This window comes from Oscillatoria sp. HE19RPO, assembly GCF_024220515.1.
Classification (GTDB): Bacteria; Cyanobacteriota; Cyanobacteriia; order Cyanobacteriales; family Laspinemataceae; genus Laspinema.
In genome coordinates this window covers 1-24,893 of the sequence record NZ_JAMXOT010000189.1, presented here as the reverse complement: position 1 = coordinate 24,893, position 24,893 = coordinate 1, and the positions used below count along the sequence as shown (strand labels likewise).

The following is a 24,893-nucleotide window of genomic DNA, read 5'->3' as shown; positions in this document are numbered from 1 at the left end:
TTACACTGATTTTCACTGAGGGGAACCCACGGATTTGTGGGCGATTACCTGGTGAGGGTGGGCAGTGCCCACCCTACTTTTTACTCTGTGCGGGTTACAGGTTGAGGTCGGTGACTGCACCGAGGCTGCTGGATGAAACTAACTTTGCATATTTCGCGAGTACCCCTTTTGTATAACGGGGGGGGCGAGGTTGCCAGTTGGCTCGACGACGGGCTAATTCTTCATCGGATACATTGATTTGTAATTTGAGTTCGCGCGCATCAATGGTAATCGAGTCGCCTTCTTCTACTAAGGCGATCGCCCCACCGACGGCTGCTTCTGGGGCTACATGGCCGACGACCAGGCCATAAGTCCCTCCGGAGAACCGACCATCGGTGATTAATCCCACCTTATCCCCTAAACCCGCGCCAATAATTGCGGATGTCGGGGCTAACATTTCCCGCATTCCCGGTCCCCCTTTAGGACCTTCGTAGCGGACCACGATTACATCACCGGCACTAATTTTGCCATCCAAAATCGCTTTGAGGCATTCTTCCTCGGAATCAAACACCCGGGCCGGACCCTCAATCACCGGGGTTTTCACCCCGCTAATTTTAGCCACTGCGCCTTCAGAGGCGAGGTTGCCTTTCAGAATCGCCAAGTGACCCTGACGATACATCGGGTTATCCCAGGGACGAATCACATCCTGTCCGGTGGGGGGTTCTGCGGGAATATCCACCAACAATTCGGCGATGGTTTGGCCGGTAATCGTCAGCGCATCTCCATGCAGCAAATCATGGACGAGGAGCATTTTCATCACCTGGGGAATCCCACCCGCTTTGTGAAGGTCGGTTGCCACATAGCGCCCACTGGGTTTGAGGTCACAGAGCACTGGGACTCTGCCGCGAATGGTTTCAAAATCATCCAGGGTGAGGGGGACTCCCATCGCCCGGGCGATCGCCAGGAAATGGAGCACGGAATTCGTAGAACCCCCCACCGCCATAATCACCGAAATGGCATTTTCTAACGCCTTGCGGGTGATAATTTGACTGGGCAAAATTTGCTTGCGAATCGCTTCGACTAGGACCTGAGCCGATTTTTGCGTACTGTCGGCCTTTTCGGCATCTTCTGCGGCCATTGTGGAGGAGTACATCAAGCTCATCCCCATTGCTTCAAAGGCCGAAGACATGGTATTGGCTGTGAACATCCCCCCACAGGACCCGGCACCGGGACAGGCATGGCGTTCTACTTCTAGCAGTTGCTGTTCGTCAATTTTACCGGCGCTATATTCCCCGACTGCCTCAAAGGCGCTGACAACGGTGAGGTCTTTTCCATCCAAATGTCCAGGTTTGATGGTACCGCCATAGACAAAAATCGCGGGAATGTTCATGCGGGCGATCGCCAACATGGCCCCGGGCATATTTTTATCGCATCCACCAATCGCCAGGACCCCATCCAGACTCTGACCATTACAAACGGTTTCAATGGAGTCGGCAATCACTTCCCGGGACACCAGGGAATATTTCATCCCCTCGGTGCCCATCGAGATGCCATCACTAATCGTAATCGTGCCAAAAATTTGAGGCATTCCTCCAGCCTCACGGACCCCACTCTCCGCCCGTTTTGCCAGGATATCCAGCCCCATATTGCAGGGAGTAATGGTACTGAATCCATTGGCAACGCCGACAATGGGTTTGATGAAATCGGGGTCAGAAAAACCAACCGCCCGCAACATAGCTCGGTTGGGCGATCGCGCGTGTCCTTGGGTGACGGCTTGACTTCTAAGGTTATCAGGCATTCTTTTTTCCGGTAAACGAGAGTAAATCTCCAGGGGCTAATACTGTACGGTGGGGTTTGGTTATAGCTGTTTGCCTCCCAACTTTCGCTTCTCCCCCTAGGATCTATCTTTAGATTGTCTCAGAATCCAACCCTATTTGTCCTTTGTCATTTGTCGTTGGTCATTGGTCGTTGGTCATTGGTCATGGGTCCTTGGTCATTGGTGGTTTGTCCAAATGCCCGATCCTTAACAAGAGTAGGTTTTTGATGTTCAGGGTGATTCTCCGGTCCCCTCCCCTTGGTAAGGGGAGGGTTAGGGTGGGGTCCTCTTGAGGTGGCTATCCCGTAGGGAATCGCCACGTCATACCAAATCTGGTTGGTAAAAGTCGGTTTTCGGTTTTAGCCCGCGCAGGAGAGGCTCCGTCCTGTGAGCCTCCACCCTTGAGGGTGCGGGTTTTTATAGACCTTTGACAACCGAATGGAGTATCAGAAGGACTCTCCCACCCACCCATTGCTCTTGAAGCGCGGTAAGCGGAGCTATCCCGTAGGGAATCGCCACTTGCGCCTGGACCCCACCCTAACCCTCCCCTTGCCAAGGGGAGGGGACCGGAGGTGCAGTTAAATGACATAAGACATAAGACATAAGACATAAGACATAAGACCAATCCCCCATCCCCCACTTTCAATTCCTCTTAAAAGTGATTTGTGACATTGAAGACGATACATTGGAAGCACCCACCACTAGACTTGCACAGAGCGATAGCAAAGAGGCGACAGGACATGGATGTAAATGAATTACTAGAGCGATATGCAACTGGAGAAAGAGATTTTCGCAACCTCAACTTGATTGGGGCCAATTTAGCCGGTTTGGACTTAAGTGAAGTCACTTTTCGCGATGCTGACCTGCGTCAAGCCAACCTGACCTCGACCAAACTCACGGGGGCCAACCTGCGAGAAGCTAATCTGATGGGGGTAACCCTTCATCAAGCTAACCTGCGAGAAGCCAATCTGATTAATGCGAACTTAAGTAGAGCAGACTTAAGTGAAGCAGACTTAAGTTTGGCCAATATTAGCCGAGCCATTGTCGAACGAGCCAATTTACAGAAAGCTAAACTGATAGATGCTCTGGCCAGCGAGACGAGGCTGGGTTGGGCGAATCTCCAAGAAGCGTCCTTAAATCAGGCGAATCTCAGTCGAGCGAACTTAAGTGAAGCTAACTTGACCGGCGCGAATTTAGAAGGGGCCAACCTGACGATCGCCATTCTGATTCAGGCGATTATGCAAAAGGTGAATCTGACTAATGCCACCTTAAATGGAGCCAATTTAACCGGCGTTAATCTCCGAGATTCTGACTTGAGTCGAGCCAATATGAGTGGATCCAATCTAGCCGGAGCAGACTTAACGAAAAGCCAGCTTCGGGGAACTAACGTGAGTTGGACCACGATGCGCGGGACGAATTTAGAAGGGGCCAGTTTGTATCGAGCCAACCTGGGTTGGTCCAACCTCACGGGAGCCAACCTCACGGGAGCCATTTTGATGGACACGAATCTGTATCGAACGAACCTCCGGGATGTCAAGTTGACTGGAGCCATTATGCCCGATGGGGTGATCCACCAATAGCACCTGTTGCGCGAGTTGCCCAGGATTTGGCCTTTTTTCACTGAATGCGGTGCGGATTGACCGGGAATTGAGCGCTTAGGGTCTGGGATCCGCCGGTCACCGGGCTGGAGATTCCCCTGGGGCGGCCTAGGGCGTGAATGCATCACTTGTCAACCCTCCAACCGTTGCGATCGCACCTCGAACAATCGGCCTGGTTGTCCAGTCTATCTTCCCTAGGGGCAACATTCACAGCACTCTCCAGATGTGCTGTAACCCCATATCTACTTAGTTTTTGCCATGTTCAGCTCGATCGCTGAACCGGACATGGCAGGGCGATCGCCCTGGACTACGATTTTAAAACGTTTCGTGCCACGTTTGGCCGCATCACGGGTGCAGGATCCTTTGTCAGTAATCGAGCGATGATTTTGATTAGTCAGGTTAGCCTCATCAGTCTTGTCCTCACAGGACTTTCGGTGGTATTAGTGCATTCTCCCGCCCGTTGGGCTCCCCAGGCCGTCCCACCCAGCCTGGGTCCCGGGACTCTCCTCTCGATCCTTCGAGAGTCTAACCCCTTTGAAGAACCCACCCTCAACCCAGAAAATATCCCCTGCCGTGAGGAACCCATCGGCTTAGGGATTCCTGGATTTCAACCGGGAATTCATCAAGATTCGGTCTTCCGAATGTTTGGATTTCCCAGTCAAACCCTTCCCGGATATTGGCCGAATACTCATGCCGTCAGTTATGAGCTGATTCCCCATCAGGTGAGTCTAGGATTCCTGTTCGATCGCCAATCCCTACTCTTGCAGCAAACCGAAGCCTCCTTTGCTCAAACCGTCAATACGGAGATTATTCTAGGCACCTTAAACAGTATGTTAGGTTGCCAACTTAATGAAGAAATCACCTCCGGATTTCAACAAGTGTGGCAAGGTCAAGTGCGCCGGTATCAGTTTGCTCTGGGTCACCTCAAAGGGGCGATCGAGTGGGAAATCCGCTCCACATCCTCCGGCGCTCAACAGGCAGCGCGCGTTTATATTGGGATTTGGCAAGCCGGTTTACACCGCTAACGGACTCAATTTGCTCCCTCTTCGCTGCGGATGCCCCATTTTATTATACGATCGATCGAGAACCCTAAAAATAATTGGCCCCGAGGGGACGTAAGAATGATGAAAGCTCAAGATATTATGACCCAAGACGTGGTGAGCATTCGCGGCTCTGCCACCGTTGCTGAAGCGGTTAAGCTCATGAAAGAAAAGGGCTTGCGCGCGTTAGTCGTATCCCGTCGCCATGATGAAGATGCATACGGGATTGTCACCGAAACGGACATCGTTTACAAAGTAGCGGCGTTTGGACATGACCCGAAGCAGATGCGGGTGTACGAAATTATGACCAAACCCTGTATCGTTGTCAATCCTGACCTCGGTGTAGAATATGTGGCGCGGTTGTTCGCCAATACCGGCATCCGTCGTGCTCCCGTTATCAAAGGCGACTTACTCGGGATTATTTCCGTGAGCGATATTCTAACGAAGAGTGATTTCGTTGAGAAACCGAAAGCTAAACTCTTCGAGAGTGAACTGGAAAAAGCGGTTAAGGAAGCCCGAGCCATCTGTGCAGAAAAAGGCGCAACTTCTAAAGAATGTGCGGCAGCTTGGGATGCCGTGGAAGAACTACAAGCGGAAGCGTCTCATCAACGGGCGATGAAACCCGTTAAGAGTGCTTTTGAGGAATACTGCGAAGAAAACCCCGAGGCAGATGAAGCCCGGGTGTATGACGTTTAAGTTTCCAGTTCGGTGACCCGGGCTCGGCTTGATGATATCACCCAGGGGTTGCGGGATTCGAGACGATCGCCGATGACAATCCCTCCGATGTGCTAAGGTCGAACTCGGGCAATTTTTAAGCAGTGCGATCGCCAGAGTTGGCGATCGCACCCTTGTTTTTGCTCTTTGATTACAGCTATATAAAAACTAGCCCTGTCAAGGTGGTCAATGGAATCCCGCCTCATCCGGAGTTTCTCGTAGGGGCGTATTGCATACGCCCTCTTTATCCCTCTTTATCCCTCTTGATCCGTCAATGGAATCCCGCCTCATCCGGAGTTTCTCGTAGGGGCGTATTGCATACGCCCTCTTTATCCCTCTTGATCCGTCAATGGAATCCCGCCTCATCCGGAGTTTCTTGTAGGGGCGTATTGCATACATGAGAGGGCGTATGCAATACACCCCTACAAATACACCTTGACAGGGCTAGTTTTTATAGCCCTTTGAGAACCGGATTCCGCATCTGCTTCAGTTTGGCTCCCTAATACGGAATCCGGTTGTCAAAGTCTATAAAAACCCGCAGGCTCAAGGCTGGGGCTACACAAACGAAGCCTGCCTCCGCAGGCTGATCCAGAAAATCGACTTTTAACAACCGGATTGGGTATAATTCCTTGCCATCAGGAACAGGTTAAGACAAAGCGGCATCAATCCATTGCTTGAGGGTAGCTGCTACTTCAGAAATGGCAATTTCATGGGAGGTTTTAGTCGCCCGTTCTACGAGTTCTACTTTACCGGCTTTGAGAGAACGACCCGTCACAATTCGATAGGGAATTCCCACCAAATCCGCATCTTTGAATTTGACTCCGGCTCGTTCTTCCCGGTCATCTAACAGGGTTTCGATGCCGACGGCATTGAGTTCGGTGTACAGGTTTTCTGCAACTTCCACCTGTTGATCATCGGAAATATTGGGAATGCAAATAATGGCATGATAGGGAGCAATTGCCACAGGCCAAATGATGCCATCTTTATCATAAGATTGCTCTACGGCAGCTTGGGCTAATCGAGAGACTCCCACGCCATAGCATCCCATGATTAAGGGGACGTTATCTCCTTGTTCATTGGTATAGGTTGCGCCCAAGGCTTGGGAATATTTTGTTCCCAGTTGGAAGATATGACCGACTTCGATGCCTCGGGCACTTTTCAGGACTTGACTAGGGTCATGAACCGCCCGATCGCCCGCTTGGGATTTGCGTAAATCAACGATGCGATCGGTTAAGGGAAACTGTTTCCCCCAATTGGCTCCGACGACATGATAGCCGGTCTCATTGGCCCCGGTGACAAAATTCTTTAACTCCACCACCGTGCGATCGGCAAAGCGTAAAAATTCCGGGTGCAAATGTTCCGCTGGGGTGATATAATTATCCGCTAACTCTGGACCCATATATCCTAAGGGTAAAGGCTTGAGGGTTAATTGTTGCTGCACCTGTTCCGAGGGGATATCAACGGCAATAATCGCATTTCCGCCATAACTCGGGGCCAATTTTGCTAACTCATTATAGAGTTTCACTTCATTGACTTCTAAATCCCCGCGAATACTCACCAAAACCAACACCATTCTCCCATTGTCATAGACAACGCGATAAATGATATTTTTGACCACTTCCGTGGGGGAACAGTTGAGGAATTGACAAAGTTTATCAATGGTGTTGGTATTGGGGGTTTCTCGTTTTTCATAGACAACAAAGCCGCTGGGTTTGGCATCGGGGGGTAAAGAAGTGGCTTTTTCCACGTTGGCGGCATATTTGCCATCTTCGGTATAAAGAACTTCATCCTCTCCCGCTTCTGCCAAAATCATAAATTCCTGAGAAGCCGCCCCACCAATGGCCCCGGAATCGGCTTGAACTGCGCGAAATTCTAAGCCACAACGGCGAAACATATTGCTATAAGCCCAGTCCATATCCGCATAAGTTTTCTGTAAACTGGCTTCGTCTGCATGGAAAGAATAGCCATCTTTCATAATGAATTCTCGTCCGCGCATTAATCCGAAACGGGGACGAATTTCATCGCGAAATTTATTTTGAATTTGATACAAATGGAGGGGAAGTTGACGATAAGACCGAATCATATCTCGGGCGATGGCGGTGATCACCTCTTCGTGAGTCGGTCCCAGTCCCATTTCGCGTTCCTGGCGATCGGTGAGGGCAAACATAATCCCTTCTGCCTTGGTGTAAGTCTCCCACCGTCCTGACTCTTGCCATAACTCCGCCGGTTGGAGTTGCGGCAACAGGCATTCTTGAGCCCCTGTGGCGTCCATTTCCTCGCGCACAATATTGGAGACTTTTTTCAGAACCCGCCACATCAAAGGCAAATAAGCATAAACGCCACTGGCAATCCGGCGGATATAACCGGCGCGTAACAGGAGTTTATGACTGGGAATTTCCGCTTCTGCGGGGTCTTCACGGAGGGTAACAAACAGCATTTGTGATAGTCGCATCACGTTTTCCTTAATTTAGAGTTAGGGACATTATTATCTCAGAAAAAGCGGGGCGATCGCCTCGGATCCAGACCCCATCGCCCCAAATTCTCCCGATTCGGGTAAAATTCCCAGAGGTCAGACTGTCCCGCAATTGCCTAAGTCCCTAGATTAGTAGGTTGATTTCCACCGGGGAGATGCCATCACCCCAGGGCAGTCGCTGTTGCGGCGACAGAAGCGGCAATCCGATCCATCACAAATTTTCGTAACAAAACTGGACGTCGGTGTTTTTTTTTGCGACAATGAATCATGTCTGAAAAATTCATAAGCAGACGAGGCTATTAAAATGATGCCTATTTATCTTTTTTGTTTCGGCATTGGCGGGATCTTCGTCCTGTTCGCCGCAATTGGAGGACTCGACGGTGCAGATTTCGGGGTAGCCTTTGATGCGGACCTAGAAATTGCCGAAACCAGTCAAAAACTGGATCGGTTAAAACGGAAAAATTGGCTGAAGCGACTCTTTCAGTTACCGTTGTTTAGTCTCAAGTTTTGGACCTTCGGCAGTTGCTTTTTTGGATTAACGGGACTGGTTCTAAATTGGTTACGCCCGGAAATGCCTGCTGGACAAATGGCTGGAATTGCCGGGGCAATGGGTATCTTTTGTGGCAGTACAATGGTTTCTATTCTCAGAAGCCTCGGACAACGCCATGCCAATAGTCTCGCCCGTTCTAGTGACTTAGTAGGTCTTCCTGCCATCGTCCTCCTTCCTTTCAATTGCGAAAGTAGAGGCAAGGTCCGGGTTAACGTCAAAGGCGCGAATGTAGAATTTATGGCCTTTACAGACGAGTCTAAATCATTAGGAAAAGGAGACCGAGTTTTGATTGTGGGTCTCAAAAATAATCGTCTTTGGGTGGTATCAGAAGAGGCTAACGAATTGACCCACTCCCGATAATGCTTCCCAAAAACGGGGCATAATCATCGAGAAGTTCATTCAAAAACCCAACATTTCTCTCTCAATAACTCAATTGGAAAGGAATCCAACGCTATGCAACCGATTCTTCACACCTCATTGAAAACTCCAAATTTCAGCGAATCTGGGGGTGCGATCGCCCGAAAACCCCAGGAGGAAGTCTCCACCCTCCAAATTGCTCAACTCGATCCATTCCCCGCTACTCCTCAAGCGAATACGACGGATCGATTAATTTCAGTCGGCGGGACGATTGGTTTATCAATTTTTGGGTTTCTGATATTTTTGTGGATTTTAAATAAAATTCTCTGTATTTGTAAACCCAACGAAATTTTAATTTTATCCGGGTTGAAACGGAAAACTAAAGAAGGTCACGAATTAGGCTATCGAGTCACCCGCCATCGCACCATTTGTATCCCCATTTTGGAAACGGTTAAACGCATGGATTTGACCACCATGCCGGTGCCGGTAGAAGTGAAAAATGCTTATGCCAAAGGGGGAACGCCGCTGAATATTCAAGCGATCGCCAATGTCAAAATTTCCAGCAATCCGGAAATTGTCGGCAATGCGATCGAGCGCTTTTTGGACCGCGATCGCAAGGAAATTGTCCGCGTCGCCCGAGAAACCCTAGAAGGCAATTTGCGCGGGGTTGTTGCCACCTTAACCCCAGAAGAACTCAACGAAGATCGCCTGCGCTTTGCGGAACGAATTACCGATGATGTCCAGGATGATTTGCAACGGCTGGGATTAGAAATTGATACCTTAAAAATTCAAAGTGTCTCCGATGATGTAGACTACCTCAGTTCCATCGGACGCCGCCAAATTGCCGCGATCGTCCGGGATGCGGAAATTGCCGAATCCAATGCCTTGGCTGAAGCGGAGGCAGTTGAAGCGCAAACTGAGCAAGAGTCGGAAGTCGCTAAAACCCTGGCGCGCATGGCGATCGAGGAAAAAGATAACGAACTGCGGAAAATCAAAGCCGAACTGGATCAACAGGCGCGATCGGAAGAAGAACGCACCAAAGCTGCCGCCAAAGAAGCCAGAGCCCGGGCCGAACAACTGCTACAAAGTATCCGTGCGGACCTAGAACGCCTCCGTTTAGAAGCCGATGAAGTCCTACCCGCAGAAGCAGCAAGACAAGCCCAAGAGTTGCGATCGCGCGGGGAAGCAGCCGGATTCGAGGAAAATGCCAAAGCTGCCGCACAAGTTAACGACCTCTTTACCGAAATCTGGCGAGAAACGGGCACCGATGCCGCAGAAGTCTTCTTAATCCAACAGATTGAAATGGTCCTGCGAGAGGTGGCAAGTATTACCCAGCGCGTCCAGATCGATCGGATCAATGTGATTGACAACGGCGACGGCAAATCCATCGCCAGTTTAGTCAATGCCTACCCCGAAATCGTCGGACAATTCCTCGATCGCGTCGATCGCACCCTCGGCATCGACGTCATCGGCACCCTGAACCGCAGCAATGGAGACAAAGCGGAAGTATCTGCTGTAGAGAGAGTGTAGAGGGAGATGGGGAGGATAGGGGAGATGGGGAGGATAGGGGAGATGGGGAGGATAGTGAGAATACACTTCCGGTCCCCTCCCCTTGGCAAGGGGAGGGTTAGGGTGGGGTCCACCCCCTACGGAATTAAAAGATGGAGAAGAGGGGGTGTTGACCCATTGTGCCCTTGACCCTCCCTAACTCTACCTCCAATCCCCTCCCCAAAACTAATGACAAACGACAAACGACCCATTAGGAGACTCAAATGGAAGTTATTCTAGGATTACTGGCGATTTTAGGTGCAGCCGGTGGCGCAGGTGCACTGGTTATCAACAATCTGTATTACATCTGTCAACCCAGTGAAGTGCTGATTTTTGCCGGGAGTGCACGTCCCCTGGATGATCATCGCACGGCGGGATACCGCTTGGTCAAAGGGGGAAGCAGCATTCGTCTCCCCTTGTTAGAACGTGCCTACCGCATGGATCTCACCAACATGATCATCGAACTGCGGGTGACCAATGCCTACTCTAAAGGCGGCATTCCTCTCAAAGTAGAAGGGGTGGCAAATATAAAAATTGCCGGAACTGAACCGACAATCCACAATGCGATCGAGCGGTTACTCGGCAAAACCCGTAAAGAAATCGAGAAAATCGCTCAAGAAACCCTAGAGGGAAACTTGCGCGGCGTCCTAGCTTCTTTAACTCCAGAACAGATTAATGAAGATAAAATCGCCTTTGCCAAAAGCTTGCTAGAAGAAGCCGAGGACGATTTAGAAAAGTTAGGCTTAGTCTTGGATAACCTGCAAATCCAAAATATCTCCGATGATGTGCGATACTTGGATTCCATCGGACGGAAACAACGAGCGGAACTGGTCCGGGATGCTCGGATTGCAGAAGCTAGAGCCAAGGCCCAGTCTTTGATTCGCGCCGCAGAAAATGACCAAAGTACCTCGATCAAGCGAGTTGCCAGCCAAGTCGAGATCACTCGCGCCGAAGCCAATCGCCGCATTCAAGATGCGAAGACAATTCGAGCGGCATTAGTGGCTGAAGCTGAAGCAGAGATTGGCTCAGAAGTGGCACGGACTCAGGCAGATGTCGCCGTGCAAACCGAGCGGATTAAGCAAGTGGAGCAACAATTACAAGCGGATGTAGTCGCACCGGCTGAGGCACAATGTAAGCGGGCGATCGCCGAAGCGAAAGGGAAAGCATCGGAAATCATTGAAGACGGCAGAGCACAAGCAATGGGGACAAAACGTCTTGCGGAATCCTGGAAAGCTGCCGGACCCGCAGCGCGCGAGATTTTCCTATTGCAAAAACTGGAACCCCTGCTCAAAACAATGGTGTCTACCGTACCCGATGTGAGAATTCACACTTTGACTTCCATCGATACCACAAACGGCAATACTGCGGCGAAAATGGCATCCTTTTTGGAACAGTTGCGCGCAAGTACCGGGGTAGATGTGGCCGGAGTTGTGCGAAATTTCGGGTCCGGTGACAGAACAGAGGTGCAAGAGTTTACTTCCTCTAATCCTCCCAAGTTGCCGGATACACCCATCCTCTCCACAGCCGCACCCGTCGCACAAAAAATTCCCGGAACCAAGACGACAACAACAAAACAAGCGGTGAGTCCGGTGAATGCGTTATATGCTGAAGTGCAGGCATTTTTGGAAAACCTCGCTCAGGGAAATCCTTCTTCAGCCGTTGCCGAACGGGCGATCGAGCAACATATTAATTTCAATCCTAAGCTGAAAAAACAGTTACAACGCTTGAAGGAACTCGGAGGAACGGAAGCAGTGCGAGCCGTATTCGACCATCCCAGCATTCATGTTCCCGTCGGAATGATTGAAGTTTGGATCGCCAAGTAATTGGAAAGAGTAAGCAGATAAGAAACGACTGAAGTCGTTACTACAAACAGGGAGAAAAAGTTCAGTCTCCCGGGTTCAACGTCCCGACTTCAGTCGTTCTCTTCATGTTCGTAGTAACGACTTCAGTCGTTCTCTTCATGTTCGTAGTAACGACTTCAGTCGTTCTCTTCATGTTCGTAGTAACGACTTCAGTCGTTCTCTTCATGTTCGTAGTAACGACTTCAGTCGTTATGCTGGAGCATAAGGGCTGGTAGTCACCCTTTCCTGGACCACTTTTGGCGCACCGGCAACCAATCGTAAGTCTTCACAAGAAAAAGTCAGCCAAGGGTTTGACAAGTTTAACATCGAAAAAGGACTCTCCGGGGGAACCACCAATCTGCTATCAACTAACCCAATATGAGAGGTTAATTCCCCGGGAAATAAGAGTAAATTTGACCCCAAAGTGCTAAAGCTGGGAAAGGCAAAGGGGATGGGAAACCGGAATGTTTTGAGGCTAAAATCGAGACTACAAAGCAGGCGATCGCCTTGTCGAACCATCACGCGATCGCGATCGTCTTTTTCCCAAGTAAATTCAGCTAATTCTTTCGGCAATCCCCAAATTTCTCGCCCCCCTGCCACCGAATCAGGATGGTCCACATAAATGTGAGAAATCCACGCCCCAAACTGCATCCGGTGGCGGACTAATCCAGAAACTACAATTAATTCATTATATAATAAGGTTGACCCTGACCCATATTTAGCACAATAAACCCCACCCACAGTTTTTCCCGGGAAAATCTCTACAATCGCCAAATCTGAGGGAACCAGCGATCGCACGCGACGGGTATCAATGGGATGGAGAGTTTGCACGGCACGGCCTTTAAGTGTCCAAGGTGCACAGGGGTAAGGCATGAGTATTTCTCCAATGATGAGGCTCGACAAATCGGCTCAATCCAGTTCCGATTTACTTTAGCACAGTTTCCCCCCAAGGCGTCTCTATCTATCGATATAATTGAGTCAACTTTCTGAGTCCGATTCAGGCGATCGCCTCCGGTGCAAATCCATTCCCCCTGACTCATTTCTTCTTTAACTTTAGTTAAAATCATCCCCGAGATAGATTCCTCTGACTCAAAATCCTTTAAAGTTTGTTTATAGAGTATCCTGATTTAGTATGCCCTTCGTAAAATCCTATAAAATTCAGTATTTTTATAGGGTGTATCGATTCTAAAAACACTCCTTTAAACCTAGATTTTGGTATAATCATGTCTTTTCCTAGAAGCAGCGGTATTTTATTACATCCCACCTCCTTTCCCAGTCGATATGGCATCGGAGACTTTGGGTCTGAAGCGTATCAGTTTGTTGACTTTCTCGCCGAAAGCGGACAACAACTCTGGCAAGTTTTACCCCTCAGTCCAACGGGATATGGCAATTCCCCCTATATGTCCTATTCCGCTTTTGCCGGAAATCCGATGTTGATTTGTCCAGAACATCTGCAAAAAAAAGGTTTGCTTTCTGAAAAAGATTTAGCCCAAATTCCTGATTTCCCCAAGGGTTACGTTGACTTTGAAAAGGTCATTCCGGTTAAGATGAAATGGTTGAAAACCGCTTACCAAAATTTTCAGACCAACGCCACGGATGAACAGCATCAGCAACTTGAAAAATTTTGCGATCGCACCGCCTATTGGATTGAGGACTATGCCTTATTCATGGCCCTCAAAGAGAAACATCACAGCGCTGCCTGGAACTCCTGGGAACCCCTAGAAGTCCGAAAACACCAACCCAAAGCCCTAGAAACCGTCCGCAAAGAACTTAGCAGTCGCATTAGTTTTTATAAATTTTTGCAATTTGAATTTGACCAACAATGGCAAGCCTTAAAACAGTATGCCAACGACAAAAATGTGCAAATTGTCGGAGATATTCCCATTTATGTCGCCCATGATAGCGCCGATGTCTGGGCAAATTCTGACCTATTTTATTTAGACGAAGAAACCGGAGAAACCTCCCTAATGGCAGGAGTTCCGCCAGATTATTTCGCCCCGGAAACCGGGCAGCTTTGGGGAAATCCCGTTTATAATTGGGAGAAATTAAAAGAGACTGAATTCGAGTGGTGGGTTGAACGCTTTAGAACCACATTTGATGCCGTAAACTTATTGCGAATTGACCATTTTCGCGGATTTGAAGCATTTTGGGCTGTTCCCAAAGGAGAAAAAACGGCCAAAAATGGACAATGGTTAAAAGGACCGGGAATAGAGTTTTTTGAAGTGATTGGTCATAAATTAGGCAAATTACCCATCATTGCCGAAGATTTGGGGCTGATTACTCCAGAAGTGGATGCACTGCGAGAGCATTTCGATTTTCCTGGCATGAAAATTTTACAATTTGCCTTTGAGTCTCATCCAGAACTGCATTTTCTCCCTCATAACTACAAAAATCAAAACTTTGTAGTTTATCCAGGAACCCATGACAATGATACCACCGTAGGATGGTATCAACAACTGCCCGCAGAAGCTAAAGAAAAACTCTGGCGGTATTTAGATAAACCGCAATCCGCAGAATCGGAAATCCATTGGGAATTAATCCGCTTAGGATGGAGTACGATCGCCAATCAATCTATTGCTCAACTCCAAGATGTTTTAGGATTAGGCAACGACGCGCGCATGAATGCACCAGGTAAACCGGAAGGGAATTGGTCCTGGCGTTACAAACCGGAAGATTTATCTTTGGAACTTCGCAGTCGCCTGAAAAGATTAACTGAAACTTATCAACGGCTTCCCGAATAATACGGAATCCGTTATTCAAAATAAAAACCCGCACCCTCAAGGGTGGGGCTATACGGACAAAGCCTGCCTCCGCAGGCTAGTCTATCAAAATTATTTTCTAACCTAACTTTGAGGGGGAAATATTTCAGCCAAATCCAATAATATATCTGAAAACCCGCACCCTCAAGGGTGGAGGCTCACAGGACAAAGCCTGCCTCCGCAGGCTAGTCTATCAAAATCATTTTCTAACCTAACTTTGAGGGGGAAATATTTCAGCCAAATCCAATAATATATCTGAAAACCCGCACCCTAAAGGGTGGGGCTATACGGACAAAGCCTGCCTCCGCAGGCTAGTCTATCAAAATCATTTTCTAACCTAACTTTGAGGGGGAAATATTTCAGCTAAATCCAATAATATATCTGAAAACCCGCACCCTAAAGGGTGGGGCTATACGGACAAAGCCTGCCTCCGCAGGCTAGTCTATCAAAATTATTTCTGAACCTAACTTTGAGGGGGAAATATTTCAGCTAAATCCAATAATATATCTGAAAACCCAGGCAAAGGAACCTGTTCATTGGGTAAAACAATTCGACGCTGACGATAGCCAAAACTTTCCCGATTATCCTGATAGGGTTCGCTGTAGCATTCCAGGGTATTGTTCACTAAATTAAAAATCCAATAGTCAGCAATCCCTGACTTGGCATACAGCGGCAATTTCACCTCGCGATCGTAACGTAAAGAAGAATCAGCAATTTCAATCACCAGGATGACATCCTCTGGGGTGGGATGTCCCGATAAATAGTCATCGGCACGATTTTTCACCAGGGCAATATCTGGTTCGGGTTCACTATTGGGTGCGAGAAATAAAGGATCTTGAATTTGGATAGTAGCACGCTCTCCCAACCGTTGCCCGAATGCTCTGAGTAACCGTTTCGTAACCGTGGTATGTGCGGTCCCTTTAGCTGCCATTTGAAGAATTTCCCCTTGAATCAGTTCAACGCGATCGCCCTCCTGGAAAAAGCCCAATTCCGTGAGTCGGTGATATTCCTGAATCGTAAACCGTTTAGCCGTAGGAATCATCATCACATTCCAAAAACAATAGGTCTACAGGTATTGTACCGCAGTTGTCTGGCTTGAGGATTGACGGAAATGGGCGATCGGCTAAAATGGGAACATCAATATCCGCTGTTCAGTCGAAAAAATAACCTCTTTTTAGGGTAAAAATGGTAGTGATAGTCACAAATTTATGACTAAAACTTGCCATAATAGACCCGCATAAATCTCGATTTTTCAATAGAAATGGAGAAAAAATTATGTCCTTACCTAACCAAGGCCAAATGACATGGAAACCCGATGGTACAATGGGGCGAGTCTTATATTTACGGATGAAACCCCATGAACAATGGCGCTGTTACAAAGAATTCCCCCAATATTTTATTCCCGACTCCCCCGGAAACTCTCAAGGATACAATACTTTTGTTTCTTTACTGCGCCAGCAATGGAAAGTCATGTAGGAGTTTCTTCCGCCTTGACTCTATGCAATTCCTAAATGATAAAAAGCCCGCATTTGCGGGCTTTTTTTATCGGGTAACTTGAATCAGTTTGTAATTGTTAACTCAAAGACACTAATTGATTGCCGCACTTAAAACAAAACTTAGAATTAGCTGGGTTTTTCGTGCCGCATTTGGTGCAGAATACATGGGTTTGTGGGGGTGCATCGGTGGGAGTGGCAACGGCGGTGGGGGCGGTTGCTGGGGGGACGGGAGATGCAGCAACAGCGAGATGCAATTGATGGGTTTCGATCGCCTCTTGGATGATTTTGGCTTCTCGCTTATAAATCAAGCTATCTTTGCCGCCTTCTTTCTCCAGTTCCGTTTGTCGTTCCCCCAAATACTCCATAAAATGTTGATACAATTCCCGCTTTTGGGTTGCTGTTTCAGCAGCGTTAATTTTGGCAGTAACTTGGCGCTGAATTTCCTCGCGATCGCCTCGGCATTGATTCACTTCTAGCACTTGTACCGCTTCTTCCCAAGTGGCAGATATCTCGACATTTTCACTGCCGATGGAGGTTTGGCGGGTATAACGGACTAGATTTTCCTTCGTTTGGCGATTTTCTTCAATGCGTAAAACATTCAAAGAACGTCCTAACACCACCAATTGATATACTGCCGGATTCTCGGGGAAAATATCCCAAAAGGGCGGTTCTTTTTGGATATGAACGGGAATTGGGGGGTCTTTGCTTTCTCCTTTTAATTGGGCGCGTTTTGCTTCAATGGTTTGTCCTTTCCAGTCTTGATAGGAGTGGCGCAATTCCTGCATTCCATCAATACAGCGTAAGGAAAATCCCCCCATTTCTTGCACGAATACGACCCGATGTCGTTCTTCTTCTCCTAAGGGGGTAACCGCATCGGAACTGCCGACTCGTTCCTCTAATAAGGGGAGGAGTTTAATGGCAGCCGGGTCCGTGGGAGTGCGCCCTCCGACTACTGCAACTTTGGTATTTGTAGCGGGGGTAAATCCGGCATCTCGTCCTGTCATGACGGCAGGATTGAGGAGGATAACGGGTTTGGATTTACTGTAGGCGATCGCCAATTGATTGCGGATTTCAGCGGCATCATTATTAAAGACTTTGAACAGGCGATCGCAAGCTGCCAGTTCCCGTTTAATCCGGCTACTATTCGGGGCTAAATTGATAATGCTACGGCTTTTTTCTGCTATAATCCCTTGGAAATCCTCTTCTTGAACTTCCGCTAATTGTTGAACATCAAACAGGCGCATAGTTTCCCCTGCCGCCCGGTTTTGTTTCCACAAGGGACTGCTATCGGCGAGGACTTGATTGGATAAATTACTACAGAGTCCATCGAGTCCCGTTTGATAGCGACTCTTGCTACCTTCGGTGGAACTGGCATATTGTTCAATCAAGTCTTGATAGAGTTGATTCAGTTCTTGGCGATCGTATAATTTAATCCCATTAATCGTTAACGCATCGGCACTATCCGCTTGGGAATCCGCTTCATGGGCGAAGGTATCGCGAGTTTGGCGCATCTTCTGAGTCCATCGGGCCAATCGGCGCTCTAACTCATCTAAATGCTCCTGTAACCGGGCGATGGTATCCAATCCCAAAAACCGCGTTTTGCGCTGAATGGTGGCAATTAAGCTCCCTTCTAAACCCGCTAATCCCTTTTCTGCATACTCCTCCATTTTTGCCTGTTTGGTTAAGCCAAATTTATCTTTAAAATGGCCGATATCTTGTAAGGCATCCTCATACTGTTTGCGGCGGTTTTCTTCATTGGGTTGCCAGACTTTCTCCCCTTCTCGCCGAAACTTTTCCACGGCATTCTCGAAGACTTGACGCACGGTAACCAGAAAGATTTCTGCAAATTTTGGCCCCCGATTGCGGTCCTCAATAATCCGATAAAATTCCTCTTCTAAGGCTTGGCGTCCTTGTTGGATGATGCGATTGCGATTATCGTACATTTTTTGCAAAAAATCCCCATGCAATCGTTCATCGGGACTCAGTTCTCGCAGGTGATTGGCCCGGTATTCCTCCACTTTTTCCTGTAAAAACTCTCCAAATTGGAGGATTTTGCCCTTTTCAGTTCCCGCAACTCCCATTACCCCTTGTTGGGTACATTGGAGGAGATTTTCTCGGGAAATTTCACTGCGGATACTATTGACAAAACTGGAGATTTCGGCCACATAAGATTTATCTCCTGCTGCCCCTAAATCCGTGAGTAACTCCATATCGGTGAGGCGCATCCGTTTGAGAATGTCATTCTGCACTAACTCAAAAGTTTGCGGGGGTAAAAGAACACTTTCGTTTAACCACCAGCTTACAAAGTCGGCAGCAAGGCGATTGGATAAGGAGGTTCTAATTTGGGCAATGGGAATTTCAATGGTGGAGAGTCCAAAACTCATGAAGTTTTTGGGATACCCTCGTCCTCCGGGGTCTGCTTGTGCCCAAGCGCCTTTGATATTATCTCGAATTGAGCGCTTATGAGGGGCGAAGTCGGAGGTTAAATCCAGAAAGATATTTTGAGAAATTAGTTCGCGAATTTGGTCGAGGGTAAATTCACTGTCGCCGTTTTTTGTGCCGACTAGGTAGGTGAAGTCAAAGGGGGCACGATTCGATCGCACTTCATCGAGTAAGCTGGCACTATACTGGGCTAAATATTCCGTGCGATAGTCGGAAAAATAGCTCAATTCCATCATGGCAGCATATCCATTGGCAAGGACGCGATCGCCCACGTTAATGGTAGCAAAGGCGGCAGGTAATGGGGCGATCGCCGTTACCATTGGACTCCCTTGTCCTTTCAGCCAATGATTGATACAGTAGCCGATATCAATCAACATTCCACTGCCGGTTCCCCCAGAGAGAGACCCGATTACAAACACATTAATCCCCGAAGTCACGACTTTGATACCGTAGCGATCGAGCATATAATTCTCATGACCTTTAATGCGATCGCAAGACCGTTCAAAGGCTTTCTGAATCCCGTGATAGTTGCAGAAAAACGCAAACCGACCACAGCCCCGAATTTGTCCCGCCCCTGCTTCAATAGCACTAATATTCCGTTCCAATTCCGTGGGAAACCAGCGTTCAATCCAGGGATAATTCTGCATATTTGACATCATATCCCGCACCTGCCGCCCACTGACACTGGCCCAGTATTTTTCATGGTCTTTAAAGGCCGAACCTGCTGCCACCGAACTGCTGACCTTATATTCTTTATCCGTATCAATCACCAAAAAGCTAATTAAGGGAAAATTCGCTAAACTTCCATAAGTTTCCTCCACTAAACGCCGGACTCTGGAGAGCACTTCATGTCCCGTTCCACCCACGCCCACGAGGACAGTGGGAACCATACTTTTTTCATCAACTGCTGCCATATTTTTTTCCTGTTTATTAATGACTAAATTAGGAGAGTTAGGATGTCGGTTTGGACATCCTAACCCTGAGTTTTTTACCGTCTAGGAACCCGTTAATCAGCTAAGTCCTCGGGGTCAACCCCCAACTCCCGCAATCGGGCGGCAAGGCGATCGGCCCGTTGGCGTTCCTGTTCAGTCCGTTGGCGTTCCTGTTCGGCCCGTTGGCGTTCCTGTTCGGCCTGTTCGTGACCGGATAACAGCAAATTTCCTTGACTGTCCCACCAGCGTAACCAAGGAAGGTCCATGTTGCCATACAATCCCGACCAAATTCCTAGTTCCACCCCCAGTTCTGGAATGGGAAAATGACCCCGTTCATTGGCTGGAATTAACTCATAGCGACCGATGGTGAGACCATAGACTTCCACACTGGCTTTTTGAACTTCATAAATCGCATAGTAGGCGGGTCGAATCACGGTTTCATAGATCCAGAATTTGCCTTCCCAAGGGGTTTTATCTCGTTCTTCGGCACCATTCCCCGAAACAAATTCAATGACAATTTGGGGGGGAATAACTTCTTGCCACAAGACATAGGACCGTCTCGGTTGTCCGTCCAAGGTGGGAGGAACATTGGGAACATAGAACCAATCCGGCGCTTTCGCACCTTTCAGGGGTGGGTCGGTGATTCGCCAGTAAATGCCACTATCTTGACCGATGCAGTAATTTCCATCGGGATGTTTGGCATCCAGAACCGGAAGAATTGAATCAGTCAAGAGGATGCTTTGTGGGTGTTCTTGAAAGTTCTGCACAAAGGTGCCATCCTCACAGGGTAGTTGGGTATGATCGGGCAGGGAGGTAACCGATTCCGTGCTAATAGTCATAATGAATCATTATCCGATGAAAGTTTACAGGGTTTTAGGGGCAAGCCGTGAATTTTAAATTGAAATCTCTCTTGACTTATTTCTAACATACTCCGGAGCAGATTGTCCAATCAAAAGCGAGAAAGATTTGACTTCCAAATCGAGTCTCAATCCACCGGCTTTAATTTGAAACATTCAACCTTAATCACCTTCTAATCCATGCCATGTTTTCAGGCAAACTTTAGGGGAAATTCATTAAATTGGATTACCAAATGGTGGATAAATCTAAGACAAATCCCGGTAAAACGGACTCCTCGCTTAAGGTGGTGGGTTGGGTCAAACAGCCTACAGGTTGGTTGGGACGATAAATATAAACTTGCTGGTGTTTGCGGTCAATTAGCCACCCGAGTAATGTTCCCTGCTCAATATAATCTTGCAGTTTATCTTGCAGGCGTTTCAAGTTGTCACTGGGGGACCGGAGTTCGACGACAAAATCCGGACAGATGGGGGCAAATTTTTGTTGTTGTTCTGGGGTGAGATTGTGCCATTTTTCGAGTCTTATCCAGGCTGCATCAGAGGATTTTATAGAGCCATTGGGAAGGGTAAAGCCGGTGGAAGAATCAAATCCGATTCCAGTTTTGTTTTGTCGAGTCCAGAGTCCGAGTTGGAAAATTAAATCAAAATTGCGGTTTCCGGTTTCTGAACCCGTGGGGGACATGATAATCACTTCTCCTTTGGCGGTGCGTTCAATTCGATAGTCTCGGTTTTGTTGGCAAAAATCGAAAAATTGCTCGTCTGTCATCTCGATCGCCGGAGACATTTGCAGGACCAATGGGGAAATTTCAGGGACCGCTAGGGTGGTATTCATGGTTAGAGTAACCCAATGAAGTTTACAGGACCAATGTTGTCGGGAAATTTACTCAATTTTATCATTTTTAGGGGGTTGGAGGTGGCTGATGCTTCCCCTGTTCCCGGCGATCGGTTAGAATTTTAAATTAATCCTTCCCCCAGATTTAAACCCTTGTCCTCTCCCACTTCTGTTTCCATTCCCTTGAGTAACCGCCTGCATCGCTTTTGCATGGCACCTGCACCCTCTACCCCTAAATCAGCGGTAATTTTTTGGTTCAGTTTGAGCTTGACGTTCGCCGCTATCTATGGAATTGGGGGACTTCAGCAAGCATTTAGTGCTGATTTAGTGGTGCAAGATGATGCGCGGCAGCACGTTTTTTGGATGCAGCGCTTTTTGGATCCGGGGTTATTCCCCAATGATTTAATTGCGGATTATTTTCAATCTGTTGCACCTGCCGGTTATGCACTGTTGTATCGGTTTATGGCAGCGGTGGGAATTGCCCCCTTGTTGCTGAGTAAACTGTTGCCTCTTCTGTTGGGTTTAATCACCACTATTTTTTGTTTTGGAGTCACGATGGAGTTGTTTCCGGTGCCATTTGCCGGGTTTGTAGCATCTTTATTACTCAATCAAAGTTTGTGGATGCAAGATGGGCTGATTTCTGCTACGCCGAAAGCATTTGTCTATCCCTTGTTTTTGCCGCTTCTGTATTATTTTTTACAGAAAAATGTTGTTTTTACAGGGATTTTTATTGCCATACTAGGACTCTTTTATCCCCAATATGTGTTAATTATTGCCGTAATTTTAATTTTACAAGGTATAGAGTGGAAAAGTTGGAAAATTCGGATTAAACTGACCCGTCAGGATATTAATTTATTGGGAATTAATCTAGCTATTGCTGGATTAATTTTAGTGATTTATGCCCTAACTAGCTCAGACTTTGGTCCGACGATTTCGGCTTCGCAAGCGCGACAACTGCCGGAATTTTTATCGGGAGGAAGAAGCCAATTTTTTATGGATGATGCTTGGGCGTTTTGGTTTCATGGAAGAAGTGGGATTGCCCTGTCTGCTATTTTAACTCCGGTGTTCATGGCTTTAGGCTTTTTGTTGCCAATTTTGCTCAAATTTCCCAAGGTATTTATTTTAGTCTCGGCGGTTTCTGCACGCATCCGAATTTTATTAGAGATTGTAATTGCCGCTTTTTTGATGTTTTTTGCGGCGCATGGATTGCTGTTTAAACTCCATTTGCCGAGTCGCTATACCCAGCATAGTTTACGAATGGTGATGGCATGGGCGGCTGCGATCGCCATTACCATTCTACTCGATGCCCTCTGGAGATGGGGACAATCAGTGCCTAAAAAAATTACCGCAGGAATCATTTCTGGGCTGTTGGCTATAGCCTTTCTCTTTTATCCTCAGTTGGCGATGAACAATTTTCCCTGGACTTCTTATGAACGGGGAGAACAACCTGAACTTTATGCCTTCTTGCAACAGCAACCATCGGATATTTTGATTGCTTCCCTAGCAGAAGAAGCCAATAATTTACCCACCTTTGCTCATCGTTCGGTTTTGGCTGCCCGAGAATATGCAATTCCCTATCATTGGGGTTACTATGAACGGTTTAGAAATCGCCTCCAGCGGATGATTCAAGCACAGTATAGTCCCAATATGGGGGATGTCGTTGTCTTTTTGCAAGAAAATGGGGTGGATTGGTGGTTGATTGAAAAAGGGGCGTTTACTCCGGGGTATTTATCTTACAATCGGTGGTTAAACCCCTATGCCGTTACCCAGGAGGCGATCGCCAATCTGGAAGCGGGCATTCAACCGGCGATCGCCACCCTAATGACCCAGTGTTCAAGGTTTGAAACCGCTGATTTTGCTGTCTTATCAGCGGATTGTATTTTAACGGTTCAGCAGGATTAAGGATGAAAACTCCCCAACTTTATTGGAATAGTCTACGGGTTTTAGTGGCGTTAGTTCTCGCGATCGGTATCTTTTTGAGGTTTTATAATTTAGACCAAAAAATTTACTGGGTGGATGAAGTCCATACCTCTTTGCGAGTGGCAGGATACCGAAAATCCAACTTTTATGAGCAACTTCCCACGGGGGAACCCCTGACGATCGCCCAGTTGCAAGAGTTTCAAAGCCTCTCCCCAGAACGCGGGTGGGGAGATACCCTCAATGCCTTGGCTAAAAATGCTGAACACGCTCCCATTTATTACCTTTTAACCCGCCTCTGGATGGAACTATTTGGCAACTCTATCACCGTGACTCGTAGCGTTGCAGCAATTTTGAGCCTGTTGGCATTTCCGGCTATTTACTTTCTCAGTTTAGAGCTATTTGCTGCCCCAATGGTCGGCTGGATTGCCCTGTCTTTTGTAGCAGTTTCTCCCTTACATTTGCTCTATGCTCAAGAAGCCAGACAATATAGTTTATGGACGGTTGTTACCTTAGTTTCCGGTTTAGCCTTGTTGCGATCGCTGCGCTTGAAAACCCGCCGCAGTTGGGTAATTTATGCCGTAACCGTTGTCTTAGGCTTCTATTCCCACCTGATTTCAGGATTAGTCTTTTTCGGTCATGGATTGTATGTGGGATTTCACGAAAAATGGAAATGGACTCAATCCTTTAAATTTTATCTGATTGCTTCCGGAATTGGTTGTGCTGCCTTGATTCCCTGGATTGTGGTTTATTTCAATAATAACAGCCGACTGGGGGGATGGTTGGGGCGAGATACGCCTCTGGATGCCTTAGTGAAACGTTGGGTGGTGAATTTGAGTTCAGTCTTTTTTGACCTTCATAGCGTCTATCCTCTGCGGTTTTTTGATGTAGAATTAGGCCAAGATTTCACCCCCTTGGCTTGGGGCAATCTCTGGGGGTATGCTGTTATCCCGATTCTCCTGTTCGTCGGATATGCCTTGTGGGTGACGGTTCGCAAAAACCCGAAATTCGTCGGGGGGTTTCTGCTCACATCCATTGCCGCTAATGGCTTGTTTTTGATGCTCTATGATGTGATTTCCGGGGGTCAGAGGTCGGGGATTGCTCGCTATCTTTTACCCTCCTATTTAGCCCTGCAATTGGCGGTTGCCTATCTATTCGCCAGTCGCCTCCGTCTCGATACTGGAAGAAATCTCCAGCGTCGATTCTGGCAATTTGCCTATGTGGCATTGCTGGGGGTCGGTATTGTATCCGGTGTTGTGAGTGCCTCTGCGGAAACCTGGTGGCATAAATATAGTTGTTATTATGATGTGGAAGTCGCCCAACTGGTCAATCAAGAGCAAAACCCTGTGGTAATCGGGAGTCGCGATCGCCTCAGTCGTCTGATTGCCTTGAGTTATAAACTCAATTCCGATGTGCGCTTTCTTCTCCTCCCTAACAGCGATGGCGTGGAAATCACCGAACCCTCATCCTCCCTGTTTTTATTCCGTCCCACTGAGGAGTTGTATCAATCCCTTGAGTTCGATCCGCGTTATACCCTCAATCCCCTCCATCCCTTTGGGCATATTTGGAGTATAGAAAAAGCCGTACCCCTAGATGGAGGATAAAGTAAAAACCCGCAGGCTCAAGCCTGGGGCTATACAGACAAAGCCTGCCTACGCAGGCTGAAGAGAAAATCGACTTTTAACAACCGTATTTGGTATGATAATACGGAATCCGGTTGTCAAAGGTCTGTAAAAACCCGCAGG

18 protein-coding genes are annotated in these 24,893 nt (G+C 47.8%); 10 read left to right on the top strand and 8 right to left on the bottom strand.

Going from position 1 to position 24,893, the window contains the following annotated elements; all coding sequences use genetic code 11:
* Positions 1-94: 94 nt before the first annotated feature.
* The gene (ilvD, locus tag NG833_RS17675; protein ID WP_254566600.1) at positions 95-1,777 is read right to left on the bottom strand and encodes a dihydroxy-acid dehydratase; all 1,683 of its coding nucleotides are present in this window, start codon (positions 1,775-1,777) and stop codon (positions 95-97) included.
* A gap of 758 nt (positions 1,778-2,535) precedes the next feature.
* Here ilvD and NG833_RS17670 point away from each other — a divergent pair.
* From NG833_RS17670 to NG833_RS17660, 3 genes are all read left to right on the top strand, one after another.
* Positions 2,536-3,375 (top strand): pentapeptide repeat-containing protein, encoded by an 840-nt coding sequence (locus tag NG833_RS17670; RefSeq protein ID WP_254566599.1) that lies wholly within the window; start codon positions 2,536-2,538, stop codon positions 3,373-3,375.
* Positions 3,376-3,773: 398 nt separating this feature from the next.
* A complete protein-coding gene (locus tag NG833_RS17665) occupies positions 3,774-4,418 on the top strand; it encodes a hypothetical protein (protein ID WP_254566598.1) in 645 nt (214 codons plus the stop codon).
* 96 nt (positions 4,419-4,514) lie between these two features.
* Positions 4,515-5,129, top strand: coding sequence for a CP12 domain-containing protein (locus tag NG833_RS17660; protein WP_254566597.1), 615 nt, complete (start codon positions 4,515-4,517; stop codon positions 5,127-5,129).
* A gap of 92 nt (positions 5,130-5,221) precedes the next feature.
* On the opposite strand, the gene NG833_RS30485 is transcribed toward NG833_RS17660, so the two are convergent.
* Both NG833_RS30485 and NG833_RS17655 read right to left on the bottom strand, forming a co-directional pair.
* Positions 5,222-5,353: a hypothetical protein gene (locus NG833_RS30485; RefSeq protein WP_256556043.1), complete on the bottom strand. Its 132-nt coding sequence runs from the start codon at positions 5,351-5,353 to the stop codon at positions 5,222-5,224.
* Between the two features lie 440 nt (positions 5,354-5,793).
* Entirely contained in the window at positions 5,794-7,599 is a 1,806-nt protein-coding gene (locus NG833_RS17655) for a proline--tRNA ligase (protein WP_254566596.1), read from the bottom strand.
* A gap of 325 nt (positions 7,600-7,924) precedes the next feature.
* Here NG833_RS17655 and NG833_RS17650 point away from each other — a divergent pair, with 325 nt between their 5' ends.
* The 3 genes from NG833_RS17650 to NG833_RS17640 all read left to right on the top strand — a co-directional run bounded on the left by NG833_RS17650 (position 7,925) and on the right by NG833_RS17640 (position 11,898).
* On the top strand, positions 7,925-8,530 hold the full coding sequence (locus NG833_RS17650) for an NfeD family protein (RefSeq protein WP_254566595.1): 606 nt from the start codon (positions 7,925-7,927) through the stop codon (positions 8,528-8,530).
* Positions 8,531-8,623: 93 nt separating this feature from the next.
* Positions 8,624-10,057, top strand: a complete 1,434-nt coding sequence (locus NG833_RS17645; protein WP_254566594.1) for a flotillin family protein — start codon at positions 8,624-8,626, stop codon at positions 10,055-10,057.
* 242 nt (positions 10,058-10,299) lie between these two features.
* A complete protein-coding gene (locus NG833_RS17640; protein WP_254566593.1) occupies positions 10,300-11,898 on the top strand; it encodes a flotillin family protein in 1,599 nt (532 codons plus the stop codon).
* 228 nt (positions 11,899-12,126) lie between these two features.
* Here the strand turns inward: NG833_RS17640 and NG833_RS17635 are convergent, their stop codons facing one another.
* Entirely contained in the window at positions 12,127-12,789 is a 663-nt protein-coding gene (locus tag NG833_RS17635; protein WP_254566592.1) for an acetoacetate decarboxylase family protein, read from the bottom strand.
* 350 nt (positions 12,790-13,139) lie between these two features.
* On the opposite strand from NG833_RS17635, the gene malQ reads away from it, so the two are divergent.
* Positions 13,140-14,657 carry a 4-alpha-glucanotransferase gene (gene malQ / locus NG833_RS17630; protein WP_254566591.1) on the top strand — a complete coding sequence of 506 codons (1,518 nt, stop codon included), beginning with the start codon at positions 13,140-13,142 and terminating at the stop codon, positions 14,655-14,657.
* A 481-nt stretch (positions 14,658-15,138) separates the two neighbouring features.
* Here the strand turns inward: malQ and NG833_RS17625 are convergent, their stop codons facing one another.
* Positions 15,139-15,720, bottom strand: coding sequence for a Uma2 family endonuclease (locus NG833_RS17625; protein ID WP_254566590.1), 582 nt, complete (start codon positions 15,718-15,720; stop codon positions 15,139-15,141).
* A 230-nt stretch (positions 15,721-15,950) separates the two neighbouring features.
* Between NG833_RS17625 and NG833_RS17620 the strand changes: the two genes are divergently transcribed.
* Positions 15,951-16,151 (top strand): hypothetical protein, encoded by a 201-nt coding sequence (locus NG833_RS17620; protein ID WP_015147013.1) that lies wholly within the window; start codon positions 15,951-15,953, stop codon positions 16,149-16,151.
* A 97-nt stretch (positions 16,152-16,248) separates the two neighbouring features.
* Here the strand turns inward: NG833_RS17620 and NG833_RS17615 are convergent, their stop codons facing one another.
* From NG833_RS17615 to NG833_RS17605, 3 genes are all read right to left on the bottom strand, one after another.
* Positions 16,249-19,527, bottom strand: coding sequence for a tubulin-like doman-containing protein (locus NG833_RS17615; protein ID WP_254566589.1), 3,279 nt, complete (start codon positions 19,525-19,527; stop codon positions 16,249-16,251).
* A 92-nt stretch (positions 19,528-19,619) separates the two neighbouring features.
* Positions 19,620-20,384 carry a Uma2 family endonuclease gene (locus tag NG833_RS17610; protein ID WP_254566588.1) on the bottom strand — a complete coding sequence of 255 codons (765 nt, stop codon included), beginning with the start codon at positions 20,382-20,384 and terminating at the stop codon, positions 19,620-19,622.
* A gap of 244 nt (positions 20,385-20,628) precedes the next feature.
* A complete protein-coding gene (locus tag NG833_RS17605; RefSeq protein WP_254566587.1) occupies positions 20,629-21,231 on the bottom strand; it encodes a Uma2 family endonuclease in 603 nt (200 codons plus the stop codon).
* A gap of 153 nt (positions 21,232-21,384) precedes the next feature.
* Between NG833_RS17605 and NG833_RS17600 the strand changes: the two genes are divergently transcribed.
* Positions 21,385-23,133 (top strand): hypothetical protein, encoded by a 1,749-nt coding sequence (locus tag NG833_RS17600; RefSeq protein ID WP_309143862.1) that lies wholly within the window; start codon positions 21,385-21,387, stop codon positions 23,131-23,133.
* A 2-nt stretch (positions 23,134-23,135) separates the two neighbouring features.
* Positions 23,136-24,752, top strand: a complete 1,617-nt coding sequence (locus tag NG833_RS17595) for a glycosyltransferase family 39 protein (protein WP_254566586.1) — start codon at positions 23,136-23,138, stop codon at positions 24,750-24,752.
* Positions 24,753-24,893 lie beyond the last annotated feature (141 nt).

Coding starts and splice junctions, on each gene's coding strand:
- ilvD (WP_254566600.1), bottom strand. CDS start 1,777: ATGCCTGATAACCTTAGAAGTCAAGCCGTCACCCAAGGACACGCGCGA.
- NG833_RS17670 (WP_254566599.1), top strand. CDS start 2,536: ATGGATGTAAATGAATTACTAGAGCGATATGCAACTGGAGAAAGAGAT.
- NG833_RS17665 (WP_254566598.1), top strand. CDS start 3,774: ATGATTTTGATTAGTCAGGTTAGCCTCATCAGTCTTGTCCTCACAGGA.
- NG833_RS17660 (WP_254566597.1), top strand. CDS start 4,515: ATGATGAAAGCTCAAGATATTATGACCCAAGACGTGGTGAGCATTCGC.
- NG833_RS30485 (WP_256556043.1), bottom strand. CDS start 5,353: ATGAGGCGGGATTCCATTGACCACCTTGACAGGGCTAGTTTTTATATA.
- NG833_RS17655 (WP_254566596.1), bottom strand. CDS start 7,599: ATGCGACTATCACAAATGCTGTTTGTTACCCTCCGTGAAGACCCCGCA.
- NG833_RS17650 (WP_254566595.1), top strand. CDS start 7,925: ATGATGCCTATTTATCTTTTTTGTTTCGGCATTGGCGGGATCTTCGTC.
- NG833_RS17645 (WP_254566594.1), top strand. CDS start 8,624: ATGCAACCGATTCTTCACACCTCATTGAAAACTCCAAATTTCAGCGAA.
- NG833_RS17640 (WP_254566593.1), top strand. CDS start 10,300: ATGGAAGTTATTCTAGGATTACTGGCGATTTTAGGTGCAGCCGGTGGC.
- NG833_RS17635 (WP_254566592.1), bottom strand. CDS start 12,789: ATGCCTTACCCCTGTGCACCTTGGACACTTAAAGGCCGTGCCGTGCAA.
- malQ (WP_254566591.1), top strand. CDS start 13,140: ATGTCTTTTCCTAGAAGCAGCGGTATTTTATTACATCCCACCTCCTTT.
- NG833_RS17625 (WP_254566590.1), bottom strand. CDS start 15,720: ATGATGATTCCTACGGCTAAACGGTTTACGATTCAGGAATATCACCGA.
- NG833_RS17620 (WP_015147013.1), top strand. CDS start 15,951: ATGTCCTTACCTAACCAAGGCCAAATGACATGGAAACCCGATGGTACA.
- NG833_RS17615 (WP_254566589.1), bottom strand. CDS start 19,527: ATGGCAGCAGTTGATGAAAAAAGTATGGTTCCCACTGTCCTCGTGGGC.
- NG833_RS17610 (WP_254566588.1), bottom strand. CDS start 20,384: ATGACTATTAGCACGGAATCGGTTACCTCCCTGCCCGATCATACCCAA.
- NG833_RS17605 (WP_254566587.1), bottom strand. CDS start 21,231: ATGAATACCACCCTAGCGGTCCCTGAAATTTCCCCATTGGTCCTGCAA.
- NG833_RS17595 (WP_254566586.1), top strand. CDS start 23,136: ATGAAAACTCCCCAACTTTATTGGAATAGTCTACGGGTTTTAGTGGCG.